Origin of the sequence: Peribacillus sp. Bi96, from assembly GCF_918698115.1 — a bacterium.
Classification (GTDB): Bacteria; Bacillota; Bacilli; order Bacillales; family DSM-1321; genus Peribacillus.
In genome coordinates, this window is sequence record NZ_CAKKLV010000045.1 from 1 (window position 1) to 15,454 (window position 15,454).

Sequence of the window (15,454 nt, forward strand, 5' to 3'; positions counted from 1 at the left end):
TGTACAGCGGTCTCGTTGATTGATGCCCCATATTCGTTCATATATTTAAGTACCTCTAGTTTAAAGGGCAGAGTGTAATTTGTATAGGATGAAGCAAGTCCTTCCATCCCATGTTTTAGATAGCGAGCGACCCATCTTTTCAGAGGGGATAAACCTACATTTCTTTCTTGTGCAATGGATTTATAGGATTTTTTCCCTTCTAAGTACTCTAAAACTGCATGTAATTTTTCGTCTATCGTATATTTAGTCAAAAAAACTGCACCTCCAATTGTTAGATGTTGTCTAACAATTGGGGTGCAGTTCATTAAGGCAGCTCTTTCTTTATGCAACTAACGGGGCAGATTAGTGGAAAAAGGACAAATTCATTTAAAAGTAGAATTTATACAAATCAAATAGAAATAAATTAATAGGAAAGAGTGGTATTCCAATGACCGTTTCTTTAATTCCAATTTCTAAAGATAAAAAGCATATTTTACAGAACTTGTATTCACTTTATTTATACGACCTCTCAGAGTATACCGATAGTTTAAAGATTTCATCTAATGGTTCCTTTGAATTTGATTCATTTGATTTAATTTGGGAGAGAGAGGGTTTATCCCCGTATTTACTAAAAAAGGATACAACGATTGTTGGATTCTTATTACTCTTGGAAAGACCTTTTTTAGAAAAAGACTATGATTACAGTATTAATGATATTTTTGTGTTGAAAAAATACCGAAGAAAAGGTATTACAATAACTTTGTTAAAAGAATTGTTTGAACAAAAAAAGGGGAAATATTACGTACTTGAATTAATTAGTAATAAACCTGCTATTCTATTTTGGAAAAATGTTTATAGTAAACTTAATATAGCCTTTGAAGAAAAGAAACAGAATGTTGATAATGAAGAATGCTTAATCCAATCCTTTCGTATTTAAAGAAAAATTTATCCTTATTGAACGAATGGGTGCGTTAGCTTAAGAGCGAAGCTGTCTTTAAGGCAGCTTTTTTTTAGGGCACAAACGGGGCAGTATAGTCCAACAAACGTAGTGACTAGAACTGTAAAAAGATGAAGATGAAGCAACCAAAAGATGTTTGAACCTAAGAAGCTATAGTCATTTTTAATCATTTCAATAATCAGTTTATTCTGATATTATAAAAGGGATAAAGATTGGAGGAGGAAATAACATAAAAAGCTTATTTTCAATCTTAGGTACCTTTGTGTTAGTTCTGGTAGGTGGAATGGTATTAGGTACTTCTTCTGCTCAAGCAAGTGTTCCTCAGTATTCTTTTCAAACAGAAGATGGAAAATGGGATGGTGAAATTGGAAATCCTAACCAAGGTAGTAACTTAGAGGTAGAACTAGTTTCCCCAATCTATTTAAAGACCTCATCTCGAAGTAAGTTATTGACTAATTATAGTAACTTATGGTCTCGTCTCTGCAATGCTAGTACTGGAAAGTGCACAGGCTATCATAGCTTAGCAGGTGGAAAGACATTATTCACAGGTATGAAAATAGGTAAATTTTATGTTGATGTGAAAGATGGATATTCCTCTGGAAAAGTATATGGAAAACTACAAATTGTTTTCAAATAACCTGTATTACTTGCTACCCATTCTTAATGGGTAGCTTTTTATATGTAAAGTTTCTAAAATAAATTAATATCTAAATACTTTTGTTTAATTTACTAAAATTGAGCTTTACCACTGCCCTTTTTTCCAGAAAAGAAGTGAAGTTTAGGCTACAAAAGGTACGAGCCATACAGGAAAAGGTGTTTGTGTAGACATGAAATAAAGTTTGATACTTTGTTAATGAACTTACGGGGCAGGTTAGTTGAAGAAGGATTTGCATCTGAAGTTAAAGAATAACTAATGAAATACATTTTACAAGGAGTAATTTTAAAGTGATTAATGAGGAAAAAATCGTTTCGCTAATTAGAGAAGATAAAAGGATGATGGAAATATTAGAATCTGCCAGATCATTGAATTTGCCTGTTTGGTGGATATGATCTGGATTTATCCGATCGAAGGTCTGGGATGTGTTACACGATTTTAGCGTAAGAACAACTATTCCAGATATTGATGTGATCTATTTTGATCCAACAAATATTGAAAAATTAGAAGAAACGAAAATCGAAAAAAACTAAAATCCCTTATACCCAATATCCCTTGGTCGGTAAAGAATGAAGCGAGAATGCATGTTAAAAGTAATATGCCTCCTTATTCTTCGTCTGTTGATGCTATATCGAAGTTTCCAGAAACAGCAACAGCTTTAGGAGTAAAGTTAGATGGAAATGACAATGGAATATTAACTGTCCCTTGTGGAATTAGTGATGTTATTAATTTAAAGGTAAAATCAACACCTTATTTTAAAGAGACTAAAGAGCGAGTGGAAATTTACGAAGATCGTATAACAAAAAAGAATTGGAAATCAACTTGGAATAAGATAAAAGTTAACCACATCAAAATCCCTTCTTAATGTACGATTCTTACAAGAATCATACTGTACAAAAGGGAGCCTGAAAGGCTCCCTTTTGTATGCAGCTTAACTTTTTAATGATCGCCATTCTGCCCATTTGCAGAACTTGATGTTTTATGGTTCCCCTTTTTACCCTTATGCTTTCCTTTCTTACTCATGAAAGAATTCCTCCCCAATACAAGATGTTATTTCTTGATTAGTGTTAGTTGAAGGGCTTTCAGTTATTAAGGGAACTGAAGGAAGCTCATTCACATTTTGGATGATCTTCATTTATGAAGGCATTGATTTCCCCCCTATAATGATGAGGAGCCCAGATAAATAAAACCAGATCATTAGCACAATGATGCCACCAAGACTGCCGTATGTAGCAACTTAAAGAAATATTCACAAAGGATTTTGATATCATTAGTTTAAGGGTAATGAAAAAGATTACTCAACCAAGTGAATTTTTCGGAAAAGAATTTTTGTGGACAAGCTTAATGCAAAGGAAATAGTTGTAGAACTAACGGGGCAGGTTAGTTGAATAAGCTTAGTGTATTCACAAAGCGCTATAACAACTGATGGAACCCTTGCTAGGATTGGTTTATTAAATAGCTCAAAATTTGATAACAGTACTCTTCTAAGCCGGGTTGCTTTTTAGAGTTTTTCAATGATTAAACTTTAAAATATAGATAATGTGTTTTAAGGATGTTTTTACAGAGATTATTCCTTTTTCCATTTAGGTAAATTTTGGTATTGTGAGGGTGGAGGGGGTGGGGTTTTGGAAAATACAATCAAATCTAATAAACAAGAAGCAATACCTTTGATATTAACTGTTGTTCTAGTTATAGCTGCATTAATGGTTTTTTTATCGGCAGGTCGGTACCGAATTTAGATTTAAGGATATCCATTTTTTTATTTTTTTTAATCGATATTGGATTTTTAGTGGCTTTGATTTTGGGAACTAAGGCAAAGCAATTTGGTATAAGAGTAATCAGTGTTTTATCAAATGGCCTATTTTTTATTGCTTTATCTTTTTTTACTTTTGCTCTAGCTTTGGCCTACGGGATTTCGGAACCGTAAAGAAAATGTGGAATTTTGGCTTTAACTAAGCGTATTTTTTTGGAACATCTAGAAATGATCAGTAGTTCCTTTTTTTATTGCAACTATCGGGGCAGGATAGTTGAAAAGTGATTTACTAAAATACAAAATTAAGTAGAATAGAGGATCCTTAGGTCTTTGTAAAAAAACTACAAAAGGTATTAGAAAAGCCACCTAGGAAAGGTAGCCGTCATTTAAGTAATTATCATTTTATTGATTGATTTATTTGTTACTTATACTGCTCTTCACTAGTTCGATAAATTCTTGTGCCTTTTTCTCATCCTTTTTTATCATCTCGACGTTTCCAGGAAGTAAAAGAACCTTTTTAATATTGTTATTATGCCAAATAACCTTAGTGTACCGAGCATCCGCATATAGCTCCCTAAACCATCCTTCAGAACTTAGATTTTCTATTGCCATTTTTAGCTTGGAATAGGAAGTAGGTTTCATTAGGATAATTACATCTGAAATTAATTGAATAAAATCCATTGGACCACCTACCTGTCTTTGAACAACCTAAGAATTATATATATGCTAACACTCTTTAATCCACCTCTTTTAAAGGGATTGCATTTTGTGGGTTAGTTGAAGAACAAAAATAGCCTGTATCAATGATTACTTGGTAATCTAAGATACAGGCTTTATTTTTAGGTAACTATTGTCCTTATATATTTAACAATAAGTGTTCTCTTTTATTTGTTCAAAAATCAACATCAATGTTAACAAAAAGCTAAGGCAGGTAGGAACCACTTAATCTGGTAGATGCGCATTCTTAATCCAGTGGCTCAAACTGCAGGGTTTGACTATACAATCATCAGGGCCACAAAAAACCAGCACCCTGTACGCTAAGGGAACGGGTTCTTATAATTCCCCCAATATACCGCAAATAAAAGAAAACCGTATTATATAACAACAAATTTGTGCTGACTTTCCATACCTTCCTGTTTTATTGTATCCTCAAGTAATTTAAGCATGGGTTGCATAATGTTATCTCTTCTATAAATGAAAGAAGTAGTTACAGTAGCGTCTTTTTTCGGAATTGGGTGACAACGAACCAATCCCTTTGCCTCATATGGTTCAGCAAAGGTTTTGACCATTAAAGCTATACCTAACCCTGCTCTTACACAATTCAGTATTATATCTAAGTTTCCAAGTTCATTTATTTTCGTATGAATAATTCCTTCTTCTTGTAACCAGGATTCTAACTTTAATCGATAATAACAGCCAGGCCGATACAAATACAATTTCGAATTATACAAATCCTTTAGTTCTTTTATCGGAGGGTGAAGTGGCTGGGTGACAAAAACAAGTTGTTCATGAAAAACTGTTTCTTGAACAATTTCCGGATGATCCACATTACCTGCTACAAAAGCGCAATCAATTTCGCACTTTAACAAAGCTCGTATTAGTTCTTCACTTGTGTTTGTTACTAAGGTTATGTCTACATCAGGGTATTGCTCATGATAATTAGAAAATAGGAGAGGAAGTCTGACGGTTGCAGTAGATTCAATAGCTCCAATTATTAAAGAACCACTAGTAGAAACATCTCCTTTTAGTTTAAGGAGGAACTACTTAAATGGGTAATATCAACTAATGTTCTTAATTAGGAAAATGACACAATAGTCTCCATCTCTGTTGATAGGATAAAATTATAAATGTTGGAGGTACCTCTTATTGAGATTACGGGTGCTTTGGCAGCTCTTTTTCTTATGGCACTAACGGGGCAGTTTAGTTGAAGAAGGATAATCCACAATTTGAATAGAATATGTAGAAAACAAATAGTTGTTTGGAGTATCGATCCAAATAACAACCTATGAAGGAAGGGTAAGTAAAATGAAGAAAATGGTTGGTTGGACACTTACTTTAGCTACGCTTTTGATAGGTGGAGTCATTTATTATTTCATAACGTTATCTCTATACGAATCAACAAAAGATTCATTTGACTTCCCAGTTCCTAAAAATGCTGAGCTAGTCCAGGAAAATGAACAAGGAAAAAGTTATGATTGGTCAAAAGCATCGGAAGAAAATGGCATACCATTTGGATATGAATTAGTCATTAAAGCGATTGGATGGAAAAAGGGAGAAAGAGAAGGGGCTTCCGTTTTTTACACAAAAGGAAATCATAAAATAGATTTGATTTCTACAACGAAGCATTTAAACATCCTTAAATTGAATTAATATAAAGGAAATATAGATAACAGGGTGCTTTACTACAATAAGGAAGGTTGCAGAGGCAGCCTTTTTCTTATGGCACTATAGGGGCAGGATAGTTGAAGGTCGTTCAGCTATAAAAAAGAATAGACTAATTTAATAGGAGATTAATTATGTTTGAAATAAAAACGTACTTAGAGTTATTTTCTTATGACCATACAGACCTTGAAGCGAGTTATATATCCATAGATGATTCTTTAAAATTAAGAGAAATTATTGACCATCGGAAATTTACTCCTGAGCATATTCAAATGCTTATAACAATTAGTTATAACAATCAGATCGTGGTAGGAATCGATGTTCCCAGTGGGTTAGATTTATGGTCCAATTATACGGTTGCTATTGAGCGTTATTTAGGCGGGGAGAACGTAGAAATGTTATATGGTGTCGATCCATATCTTATGAAGTTAGTCTCAGTAAACAACAATTTATTGGAGTTCTCTATTGTGGGTGATTGGGAACCTGTTGAGGTTTTTGCACAAGCTGTATTGCCTGAAAAAGAGTTTTTAGAATCCATTTTAGATGGAGCAGCACACTTTTGGAAGACATTGATTGATTATAAGGTGTTTGAGGGAAAAGAGATAAAGAAGACAACATCTAAAGAAGAACCGAAACTAATGATTGAAGAAATTGAAAAATTAAGGGAGAAGGTAAAAACCTTGTTCAACTAACGGGTGCGTTATCTGATGATCGGAGCTGTCTTTAAGGCTGCTTTTTCTTTATGCAACTACCGTGCAATCCGGTGGCTACAATGGTTTCCGACGTTCTTCTCTTATAGATCTACAGGTGAGTTTTTTAATTATACTACATCACTTCCTCAATTTAATTTTAAATTCTATGTATATAACTCTTAACAATATCAAAACCTATGACTAGCAACACATTACATTCATAGGAGCTGACAACATGGCTAGAAATAACAACAGTAATCAATTAGTGGTTAATGGTGCAGAGCAAGCTCTAGAACAAATGAAATACGAAATCGCTAGTGAATTCGGTGTTACACTTGGCGCTGATACAACATCCCGTGCAAATGGATCTGTTGGTGGAGAAATTACAAAACGTTTAGTGCAAATGGCTGAACAACAATTAGGTGGAAAAACTCGTTAATCGAAATCATAAGTATTGTTAGGGATAGTGATTGGGCTATCCCTATTTATATTAAAAGGTATAATTCTACATAACCTATAATAATCTTGATGTAGTCATCCTCAATCTCTGTTTTTTGAAGTTTATTATTTGCATTAACTTCCAAATCATTTTTAAAAATTATTGAGACATAGTCATATCTTTTTATATCGGAGGTGGGATAGAAGATAATGAACAACACGAAGAATTCCTCAGAGGAGAGATGTTAGAAGAGACGGGTTATTCAATAGCAAAGGTCTCTTATATTGGTAAAATCAAGTTAACGTGATTTTACTAAACCAAGAGCTGTACATCAGTCTTTTTCTTATTGAGTTAAAGGAGCAGTTTAGTCAAAAGCAACGCAACGAGGTAATTAATGTTTCACCTGTTCGCAGCCTTTGCAGAATTTGAACGTAATTTGAATGAGGAACACACGGCAGTTAATTTAAGAAAAGTACAATACGAAGAAAAAGCGAAAAAAAGAGACAGCAATATGCTGTCTTTTTTTCACCACCTACAAATCCAAGTCCAACCAAATCCATTTACCCATACTCTCCTACAGCGTGGAACCCATTGCCCGTGTTCCCAATGTCCGCCACCATGACCACCATCGTGTCCATCCCAATGTCCGCCACCATGACCACCACCGTGTCCGTCCCATTGACCGCCACCATGACCACCACCGTGTCCGTCCCATTGACCGCCTCCATGACCACCACCGTGTCCGTCCCATTGACCGCCGCCATGACCGCCGCCATGTCCATCCCATTGACCACCGCCCGGGCCCGGTATTCGTTCTCCATCTATATAATAAGGCACATTATAATGGTTAAAAGCGTAATTATAGTTATACATTCAAAAAATCCTCCCTTTTTGTTTACCCTTTCAGGCTATGTACAAAGAGGGGTTAGTGTCCTATATGGACAAAAAAATTGGGCTGCCTATTTATTGTTGACTAAAAAAAGAGAAACCGTGGGAAGGGCGAGTAAAAGAAGTAGTGTGCCACGTGAAGAGTTATTCATTACGACTAAGTTATGGATAACAGATACTAATTATGCAGGGGCAAAAAGAGGTTTTCAAAAGTCATTGGATCGTTTAGGACTAGATTATATTGATTTATATGTGATTCACCAACCATAAAATAATTACTATGGTGCTTGGCGGGCTATGGAAGAATTATATCGAGAAGGTAAAGTTCGAGCAGTTGGTATTGATAATTTTCAACAAGATCGTTTAGTCGTTTAAATTCTTTCCAAATTTCATTTTTGCGTATGCAATGGTTTTTTCGGATTTCCATGTATTCAAGTGGCATATAAGCAATAGAAATTTTTCATAAAGAACAGGTTTGTGAAGAAGTGTACTTAAATTAAAGGGTGCTTTACTTCCATATGAAGCAATCAAGATCATACGCAGTTTCCTAGAAGAATCGACCGGAACCGAATCCAGTTTCCTTTTTCTGAACTGTGGTGGCGCTGTAAGTAGAATCTCTCCTGAGGCGACTGCTTTTTTTGGCGTAGTCCGAAGTTTTATTTGGAGTGGAATACAACTTGGAAACAAGACTCTGAGGCATCAAGGAATCTTGCATTGGTTGCAAGAACACACCAGCAGTTGAATCCTTTCGTTGAAGGGGCATACGTAAATTCTCCGATCAGAATATTATAAACTTTGGACCGGCTTATTATGGAACCAACTTTGATAGATTACAAAGAATAAAAGCCAAGTATGATCCCGAAAATGTATTTCACTTTCCTCAAAGTATACCTCCTAAATTTTAAGTCTATCTTATGCATTTATCATTTTTTATATTAGTCAGGTAAAAGATATCTAGAATTGTTAGTAGGAAGTAACAACTTCCAATAGCCCGTATTATAGTGTGACCAGATGTCGCTTTTATATAGTGTGGCTTACGCCACTAGAATAGAGAAGTATTCAACGACAGAGAACGTTACTACACATACTCGATTATGAAAGCACCATTTCCGATCGATTATCAATCTACATTCCATGTTCGCATTAAGGGGACCTTAGCCTGCATAGCTGAATAGGAGGAGTTGGTAGGCTAACGGAAAAGGGATTCCTTTAAACATAATACAGTGTCAAACAACATAAATTTATTAGTAAAGGGAGGCCAGTTAGATGAATAACTTTAATTCAATTTGTGAACAATTTGCTACTCTCCTTAAAGGGAAAAGTAACGTAAATCAAGGTAGTTGTTCTGTATCATTACACCGCGATTTTAAGGTGCTAGTTCAAGGGCGCCAAAGCAGTTCTGTTGTGCCGGCAGGAGTCTTATTTGAATCATTGGATCAAAGTGGTAATGCATTAAATTTGGCTGAAATCGCTGTTTTACAAGAAGAGATTCCTAGTTTTATTTATTCAATTGTCCAACAGGGGTTGATTGTGAGTGCCCTACATAATCACTGGTTATTTACTGATCCTGTAATAATGTATATTCACATTCAATCTATTGAACCTCCATTAAATTTTGCAAAAAAGATGGTACACTCATTTTCATTTTTACGCAGTTATCCCGTTGCCTAGGAAAGTTTTAGTTATATAATCTATCATCAAGAATAGGACGCGATTCTTTAGCTGAAGATCGGAGCTGTCTTAAAGGCAGCTTTTTTTTATGGAACTAAAGGGGCAGGTTAGTGGAATGAAAATTCCCCAATAGAAACCCAACCAAAAACCTTTAAATGGTAAAATTGAAAAAGGATTCAATTCGACCATTGAGGAGGAATTAAGTTGAAAAAAATACTCACCGTATTATTTATAATAATGGTTTTGACAGCTTGTGGTTCGGACACCACTAAAAAAGATAATAATCCGAAAACCATTAACAATGATTATAAATTCATAGGAGAAAGCGAACATTGGGAAGCCAAATATTCTTATAAAGGAACCGAATTATGGCAAGAAGATGACGGTAAAACAGCTTACTCTAACGAAGATAGCTATGAACTTGTATTAAAATATAAGGGGTCTTTGGAAGAGCTGTCTTCCATGAAAAAACTTGAATACACTTATGAAACAATCACTGAAAGCGGGAGAAAAACAGAGACATACACTGAACCACCTAGCGAAAAAGTATTTACAACTAGTGGAAGTTCAGAAGGTGGATCAAAAGTAAGTAAAGATGAAGCTATACAAATAAATGTAAAATGGGATGGCTTTGATGAGTCATTTGAACTGCATAATAAAGTTAATTGATTTTGTTGAACTAAAGGGTGTTATACTCCATTATCAGGAGCTTATCAGCAGCTCCTTTTCTTATGCAACTATCGGGGCAGGTTAGTTCCATAAATAAAGGACTTAAACTTTGAAAGGCGAAGTGAGTCTATAAGAAAATACAGTTATAAGGAGAGATAGATTGAAAAAAATTAGAGAAGCAACAGACAAGGATATGGAAGTAGTTTATATGATGGGCTATGATGTTTGGGGAGACAACATGCTTTCTCAGGAATATGTAACGATGTGTCAGGGTTCCAGTAAGTACAAAAAGGGGAAATGGTATGTTCTGGAGGAAACTGATACAAAAGAGTTATTAAGTTCCCTAATAGTATATGAACTAAATCTTTCTGAAGACTTACTTGTTAGAGGGATTGGGTCAATTGCTACTCCTTTACATTTAAGACAAAAAGGGTATGCTTCTATATTAATTGAAGAAGTTATAAACAAATTAGAGAAAAATATAGATTGTAATAATTTTTTCTTATATAGCGATATTGGGTCAGACTTTTATAGAAGATTTAATTTTATTGAAATACCTTCTTCTAAGCAAAAATATAAGGATAGTATTTGTATGTATTATTCTAAAGAAAATGATATTGACTTTATACCTTTTGATATTCCCGACTACTTTTAAAAGATATTCTTAATGAACTATCGAGGAAGGTTAGTTGAACAGTGTTGTTTAACTTGTGTTCAAATATCGGGCCAAATAAGTTAAGAAGGTGGACTCATTATAATTAAAGGGGATATGCACTAATGAAAAATATTTTTAATCATATGCATACAGCAGAAGTTTTAAAGCGTATTGACAAATTGAGTCCAAATTCACAACCACAATGGGGAAAAATGGATGTTGCCCAAATGCTAGCGCATTGTTCATCTTTCCAAGACATTGCAATGGGAAATTCTTTTCCACCAAGGAGTTGGTTAGGAATAATAGTAGGGAGGTTTGCAAAACAAATCATTTATAATGACAAGACACTGCCCCATAATATGTCTACTATTCCAACCATTTTGATTGCAGATGATAGAGAATTTGACACAGAAAAAGAAAAGCTTAAACAAAAAATTATCACATTCCAAAATAACGGACCAGAGAAGTGCACAACTCATCCGCATCCTTTCTTTGGAAAACTTACTTCTGAGCAATGGGGTAAAGGAATATACAAGCACCTTGACCATCATTTTAAACAGTTTGAAGTTTAAACATTGAAAAAAAAAATGAAGCGATGTGAATCGTTAGTTGAAGAAAGTATCTCTAAGCCTAATTACTATTCTCTTTCATAAGATGAACAATGCTTTGATTTATTCTCAATTACTATTTGAAGCAACCAACAGTATGTCTTTTTATAATCTTTTGTTTTGCCTTAAACGGGCTAAATCGGCACAACGAATTTGTTCTTCCATGAGGCGACGAGTCTTGGGCTCAAAAGAAACCAATTAAGATTCCTGCTGGGAGTGGTCGATCATCAGAAATTCGAGAAACTGTTTAGAAAAATACCTAATGAGGTGTATCACACTCGAAAGGAATTACTTAATTCACAAATGACAAGAATCTATATTTGTTTCAATTTGCCTACAGTGAATTGGAAATTATTAAAATCAAACCACAGCAATCCGTAGAACCAATGCCTCTAGAACCAGTAGCAGTGTTCATCGGTGAGCATTTTAATAAGATTCAGATAAAGCATACTGTTCAGGAACTTACATCAATTTAGGTAAATTGAATGCAAGATTTTTATAGTAATTTTCCGCAGTTATCAAAGAAATAGATAAAGTCTTGCCGTGGTCATCTAGTTTACCCTCGGCATGCAGAGTACCGATAAAAAGTGAAGCAAACAAAACATAGTCCCGAAATACACCACCCATGTAGTATTTGGGGGCTACTTGACGTTCACTTTCTTCAGCTGTTGGACAGCTGATTAATAACAATACATCGAATTTGAGTTTACTGAACACGGTTATGTTTGTATTTCTCATTTTTATCTTTTGTTCATTCACAGTTAGAACATGGCTATATTACTTGCGACTTAGAAAGCGTTATGAATTTAGTTTGTAACCTAAAATTTCAAAAAACAGCTCATCCTTTAAAGTTTGAGCTGTTTTTGGATTTCTATCTATTGATTGTTGAAATTATTTCTGTGAAGTAGTATTGGAGAGGTACACTGATAATATTGAGTATTTACAGTGGGAATGGTATTGGAGTTGGATAAGCATGTATGTTTTATTACATATTTCATATAGGATTTTCACTAGACTTAGAGCTTAGAAATAGTGAAAAAATTAAGCACGAGGCGCTGGCCGATAAAAAGAAGAGAGCACCTGTAAACTACACAGCTGCCCTCCTGATTTTCTCCAAGATCCATTATTAATCTCGTACTTCTGTACAATGAAGTATTTAATCTACCGGACGGTCATCAAAATCATAGTCTACCGTGCCAGGAGCTACACGTGCATTTGTTAATGCCGGAGTTTCCGGACGGGCAATTTGATACACACTGGCACCGACAATTTCAGCTGCTTGCTGCAATTTTTCTTTCGATATCTTATCCAGTGTATCTGTAGGCTGGTGATACCAAGGCTCTACAGGGGAATGGATAAACAAGGCGGATGGAATGCCAAGCTCATGGAATGGTTGGTGGTCACTCCTGCCCAGCTGTCCATAAGGAATCGCAACATCCATCGTTCTGGCCCCTGCTGAGGAACCCAGGTCCGTCACAAGGTTTTTCATTCCATCAATGGTATACATAATCAAACCACCTGCAGGATTATCCTCGCCAGCATCACGTCCGCCTATCATATCCATTTGGAAGTGAGCCACCATGCGGTCTACATCCTCTTTGGGAAGCGAATCTGCATAGAAGGATGATCCAACGAGCCCTCTTTCCTCAGATCCGAATGTGAGGAAGCGAATTTCAGTGTCAATTGGCGTTTTGGCCAGGATCCTTGCCAGTTCCAGCACAGCTGATACACCCGAAGCATCATCGTTTGCACCAGGGCCGCCCGGGACGGAATCATGATGGGCTCCAACAGTCACGATTTGACCATTATCCTTATTGGCTTTTGGTTTTAGGGAAGCGATGACATTGTAGGATGTCTTTTCGATTCTTTCAGCTTTTCCCACTTCCAGAGTGGACGTGATTTGTTTAGTTTTAAGCTGTTCGACCAACTCTAACCCTTGGGCTTGGGTAATGGCTATAGCAGGTATATTTTGCCCCGCTGATACTTGTCCGAAATTATTTCCTGATGGTGAGTTGTTGTACATTAAAACGCCAACCGCTCCTTTATTTAGGACATTCTGAACCTTTTCAACAAAGGTAATGTCCCCACGTTCAACTAGTGCTATTTTCCCGGATACATTTTCTCCAACTTCCTCTGGCTTTGCTTTTCCAACATTAACAAGTTCGGCCGTTACCTTCCCGCTGATACTGCCGCTAATGGCACGCGGTGTTCCTCCTAAATCACTGTCACCAATTTTCACTTTTACATTTTGCACCGTATCATAGATGGGAAAAGGCTGAACCTTTGTTTCAAAACCAAGACTCTTAAACTGACTTTCTATGTATTTGACTGCACGGAGCTCCCCTTCTGTACCAGCAGCCCTCGGTTGCTCTGATAGATAGGCAATCGTATTATACATATTGTCCGCACTAATTTTTTTGATAACTTTGTTATCAAAAGCTGTGTCAGACTGGGCATTTGTTGCCCCGTTTGTTTGTGCAAATACTGTACCAGTTGATAGAACCATACCCGCAGCTAATAGTACTGTTAGTGATTTTCTATACATATAATCCCTCCTTCTTCATAATCTTCCTAATTATGTATTTAACTGAATAGTTTGTAAATGAGTCATTAGTCTTTTAATTCCAACTATCAATCGGTGTCTGACACCCGCTCTCATATATTAAAGTATGGCTCTCTTCACAGTAATTTTTTAGATCCCCATCATCACTTACTATGCGTACTTTTTCATCTTGTCTCTTAAACCAATTTTCAAGAGCTACCAATGAAAAAGCATCCGGAAATTCATCCCTCTTTTTTTTGCTAAAAGGTGGAATATCTTTAAAATACATTTTAAAAATAAAGGCAGGAGAAACATCAAATATAGAAAGACATCCACACTTGCGTCCACTAAGAATTGTTTGAATTGTTTAATATTTTTGCCTCTTTTGTAAATTTAGTATGACTATTTTTTATCTTTTCATATACTTGTTCATAAATCTTGGATTCTACTTCATCTATAATTATGTCCGTTAAATAAATAGAGATTAGTCCATCTTCAGAAGCATTTATAAGCCTCTGAAATATATCATTTTTAAAATTAAAATTCTTTTGCACAAAAACTTGTGTATCTATAAAAACATTTGTCAAATCAAACCACCTTTTAGTTCAGAAAATAGATATAGTTAGATTCACATAAAACTAACAATTATAATAGAGTAGGCGCATAAATAAAAAATGCGCCTTTCACATATTATGTCTAAAAGAAACACTGGATGATTGGAGTTAGTATGGTTTCATGGACACATTTTAGTTAAGTCCTTACAATGATTTTTGAGAGGATGTGTCCGTCTTGGAACGTAAAAATACAGGTGAAAAATATAATAATAAATTCAAGAAGACTATTGTAGATCTTTATCACTCGGGTAATTCGGTCCAAGAATTAAGCGGCGAATATGGCGTATCAGAAGTTATCATTTATAAATGGGTTAAAGAATTTACCCCTATTGGTCAACTAACGGGTGCGTTCGTATTATAAGGTTAGCCAGTTTTTACTGGTTGACCTTTTTTTAATAGAATCTATTATATCAGTAGCCAGGGTAGGACGTACGGGTGCGTGGGGCTTGATCCCGTGAACTAAATTGTCCGCCCCTACTTGTAGAAACATGTTTGAGGCTGGTTGGGACGCAGATCTCGTATAACAAGCGAAGCTATGACACTACATGGAGGACTAGGGGTACTGGTTAATAAGTAGAGGAGGTAAAGATAATGATTCCAGTTGTTGGTCTGGATGTGGCAAAAGGAGAGAGTCAAGTTCAGGCATTCTTAGATCAATCTAAACCCTATGGGAAGAGCTTTTCAATGAAGCATATCAAAGAGGAGTTAGAGCATTTTTTAGAATTTCTAAAAGAAATTGAAGAGGTGACAGGGCAGATGCCTATGATCATTTTAGAATCTACAGGGCATTACCATTCTCCCGTTATTCAATACCTGGAGGAACAAGGGATTCTATATATCTTACTAAATCCGATTATTTCTTATCAGGCAAAGAAGTCCAGTTTACGGAAGGTAAAAACAGACGCTATCGATGCGTACCAGTTGTGTGTGCTGTATTACAAAGAGGATT

General features: G+C 35.5%; 17 protein-coding genes and 7 pseudogenes. 16 read left to right on the plus strand and 8 right to left on the minus strand.

The genetic code is table 11. The annotated features are described in order from the left end of the window. On the minus strand, positions 1-251 hold a 251-nt coding region (locus LQ203_RS26365; protein ID WP_230155323.1), incomplete at its 3' end, for a transposase. 176 nt (positions 252-427) lie between these two features. On the opposite strand from LQ203_RS26365, the gene LQ203_RS26370 reads away from it, so the two are divergent. From LQ203_RS26370 to LQ203_RS26380, 3 genes and pseudogenes are all read left to right on the plus strand, one after another. After that, on the plus strand, positions 428-916 hold the full coding sequence (locus LQ203_RS26370; RefSeq protein ID WP_230162792.1) for a GNAT family N-acetyltransferase: 489 nt from the start codon (positions 428-430) through the stop codon (positions 914-916). A 304-nt stretch (positions 917-1,220) separates the two neighbouring features. Further along, the gene (locus LQ203_RS26375) at positions 1,221-1,574 is read left to right on the plus strand and encodes a hypothetical protein (RefSeq protein ID WP_230162794.1); all 354 of its coding nucleotides are present in this window, start codon (positions 1,221-1,223) and stop codon (positions 1,572-1,574) included. Between the two features lie 356 nt (positions 1,575-1,930). After that, positions 1,931-2,457 (plus strand): annotated as a pseudogene (locus LQ203_RS26380) (nucleotidyltransferase family protein). Positions 2,458-2,727: 270 nt separating this feature from the next. On the opposite strand, the pseudogene LQ203_RS26385 reads toward LQ203_RS26380, so the two are convergent. The 3 genes and pseudogenes from LQ203_RS26385 to LQ203_RS26395 form a co-directional block, all read right to left on the minus strand. Beyond that, a pseudogene (locus tag LQ203_RS26385) lies at positions 2,728-2,826 on the minus strand (hypothetical protein); the annotation flags it as partial. 933 nt (positions 2,827-3,759) lie between these two features. Continuing rightward, a complete protein-coding gene (locus LQ203_RS26390; protein WP_230162795.1) occupies positions 3,760-4,026 on the minus strand; it encodes a hypothetical protein in 267 nt (88 codons plus the stop codon). A gap of 413 nt (positions 4,027-4,439) precedes the next feature. Continuing rightward, positions 4,440-5,063, minus strand: a pseudogene (locus tag LQ203_RS26395) (LysR substrate-binding domain-containing protein); the annotation flags it as partial. A gap of 307 nt (positions 5,064-5,370) precedes the next feature. Here LQ203_RS26395 and LQ203_RS26400 point away from each other — a divergent pair. The 4 genes and pseudogenes from LQ203_RS26400 to LQ203_RS26415 form a co-directional block, all read left to right on the plus strand. Next, positions 5,371-5,715, plus strand: a complete 345-nt coding sequence (locus tag LQ203_RS26400) for a hypothetical protein (protein WP_230162797.1) — start codon at positions 5,371-5,373, stop codon at positions 5,713-5,715. Positions 5,716-5,861: 146 nt separating this feature from the next. Further along, positions 5,862-6,419, plus strand: coding sequence for a hypothetical protein (locus LQ203_RS26405; protein ID WP_230162799.1), 558 nt, complete (start codon positions 5,862-5,864; stop codon positions 6,417-6,419). Between the two features lie 235 nt (positions 6,420-6,654). Then, complete coding sequence (locus LQ203_RS26410) at positions 6,655-6,858, plus strand: alpha/beta-type small acid-soluble spore protein (protein WP_230162800.1); 204 nt, start codon at positions 6,655-6,657, stop codon at positions 6,856-6,858. 361 nt (positions 6,859-7,219) lie between these two features. Then, positions 7,220-7,315, plus strand: a pseudogene (locus LQ203_RS26415) (DNA invertase); the annotation flags it as partial. A gap of 68 nt (positions 7,316-7,383) precedes the next feature. Here LQ203_RS26415 and LQ203_RS26420 read toward each other — a convergent pair. Then, positions 7,384-7,731 (minus strand): hypothetical protein, encoded by a 348-nt coding sequence (locus LQ203_RS26420; RefSeq protein ID WP_230162802.1) that lies wholly within the window; start codon positions 7,729-7,731, stop codon positions 7,384-7,386. 111 nt (positions 7,732-7,842) lie between these two features. Between LQ203_RS26420 and LQ203_RS26425 the strand changes: the two are divergent. The 7 genes and pseudogenes from LQ203_RS26425 to LQ203_RS26455 all read left to right on the plus strand — a co-directional run. Next, positions 7,843-8,118, plus strand: a pseudogene (locus LQ203_RS26425) (aldo/keto reductase); the annotation flags it as partial. Between the two features lie 416 nt (positions 8,119-8,534). Further along, positions 8,535-8,651: a BBE domain-containing protein gene (locus LQ203_RS26430; RefSeq protein ID WP_230162816.1), complete on the plus strand. Its 117-nt coding sequence runs from the start codon at positions 8,535-8,537 to the stop codon at positions 8,649-8,651. Positions 8,652-8,798: 147 nt separating this feature from the next. Beyond that, positions 8,799-8,888 (plus strand): annotated as a pseudogene (locus LQ203_RS26435) (SRPBCC family protein); the annotation flags it as partial. 124 nt (positions 8,889-9,012) lie between these two features. Then, positions 9,013-9,417 (plus strand): DUF1259 domain-containing protein, encoded by a 405-nt coding sequence (locus tag LQ203_RS26440; RefSeq protein ID WP_230162804.1) that lies wholly within the window; start codon positions 9,013-9,015, stop codon positions 9,415-9,417. A 204-nt stretch (positions 9,418-9,621) separates the two neighbouring features. Next, the gene (locus tag LQ203_RS26445) at positions 9,622-10,086 is read left to right on the plus strand and encodes a hypothetical protein (protein WP_230162806.1); all 465 of its coding nucleotides are present in this window, start codon (positions 9,622-9,624) and stop codon (positions 10,084-10,086) included. Positions 10,087-10,246: 160 nt separating this feature from the next. Then, on the plus strand, positions 10,247-10,741 hold the full coding sequence (locus LQ203_RS26450; RefSeq protein WP_230162808.1) for a GNAT family N-acetyltransferase: 495 nt from the start codon (positions 10,247-10,249) through the stop codon (positions 10,739-10,741). A gap of 122 nt (positions 10,742-10,863) precedes the next feature. After that, a complete protein-coding gene (locus LQ203_RS26455) occupies positions 10,864-11,313 on the plus strand; it encodes a DUF1569 domain-containing protein (protein WP_230162810.1) in 450 nt (149 codons plus the stop codon). A 1,192-nt stretch (positions 11,314-12,505) separates the two neighbouring features. Here LQ203_RS26455 and LQ203_RS27605 read toward each other — a convergent pair. The 3 genes from LQ203_RS27605 to LQ203_RS27390 form a co-directional block, all read right to left on the minus strand. Beyond that, positions 12,506-13,894: a M28 family peptidase gene (locus tag LQ203_RS27605; RefSeq protein ID WP_290370657.1), complete on the minus strand. Its 1,389-nt coding sequence runs from the start codon at positions 13,892-13,894 to the stop codon at positions 12,506-12,508. A 73-nt stretch (positions 13,895-13,967) separates the two neighbouring features. Continuing rightward, positions 13,968-14,255: a PIN domain-containing protein gene (locus LQ203_RS27785; RefSeq protein WP_356715584.1), complete on the minus strand. Its 288-nt coding sequence runs from the start codon at positions 14,253-14,255 to the stop codon at positions 13,968-13,970. Continuing rightward, positions 14,239-14,478: a PIN domain-containing protein gene (locus LQ203_RS27390; RefSeq protein WP_253074201.1), complete on the minus strand. Its 240-nt coding sequence runs from the start codon at positions 14,476-14,478 to the stop codon at positions 14,239-14,241. The genes LQ203_RS27785 and LQ203_RS27390 overlap by 17 nt, the downstream gene beginning before the upstream one ends. A 202-nt stretch (positions 14,479-14,680) precedes the next feature. On the opposite strand from LQ203_RS27390, the pseudogene LQ203_RS26475 reads away from it, so the two are divergent. Next, positions 14,681-14,836: pseudogene (locus LQ203_RS26475) on the plus strand (transposase); the annotation flags it as partial. A 260-nt stretch (positions 14,837-15,096) separates the two neighbouring features. Continuing rightward, the coding region (locus LQ203_RS26480; RefSeq protein WP_230162812.1) for an IS110 family transposase at positions 15,097-15,454 on the plus strand (358 nt) is incomplete at its 3' end.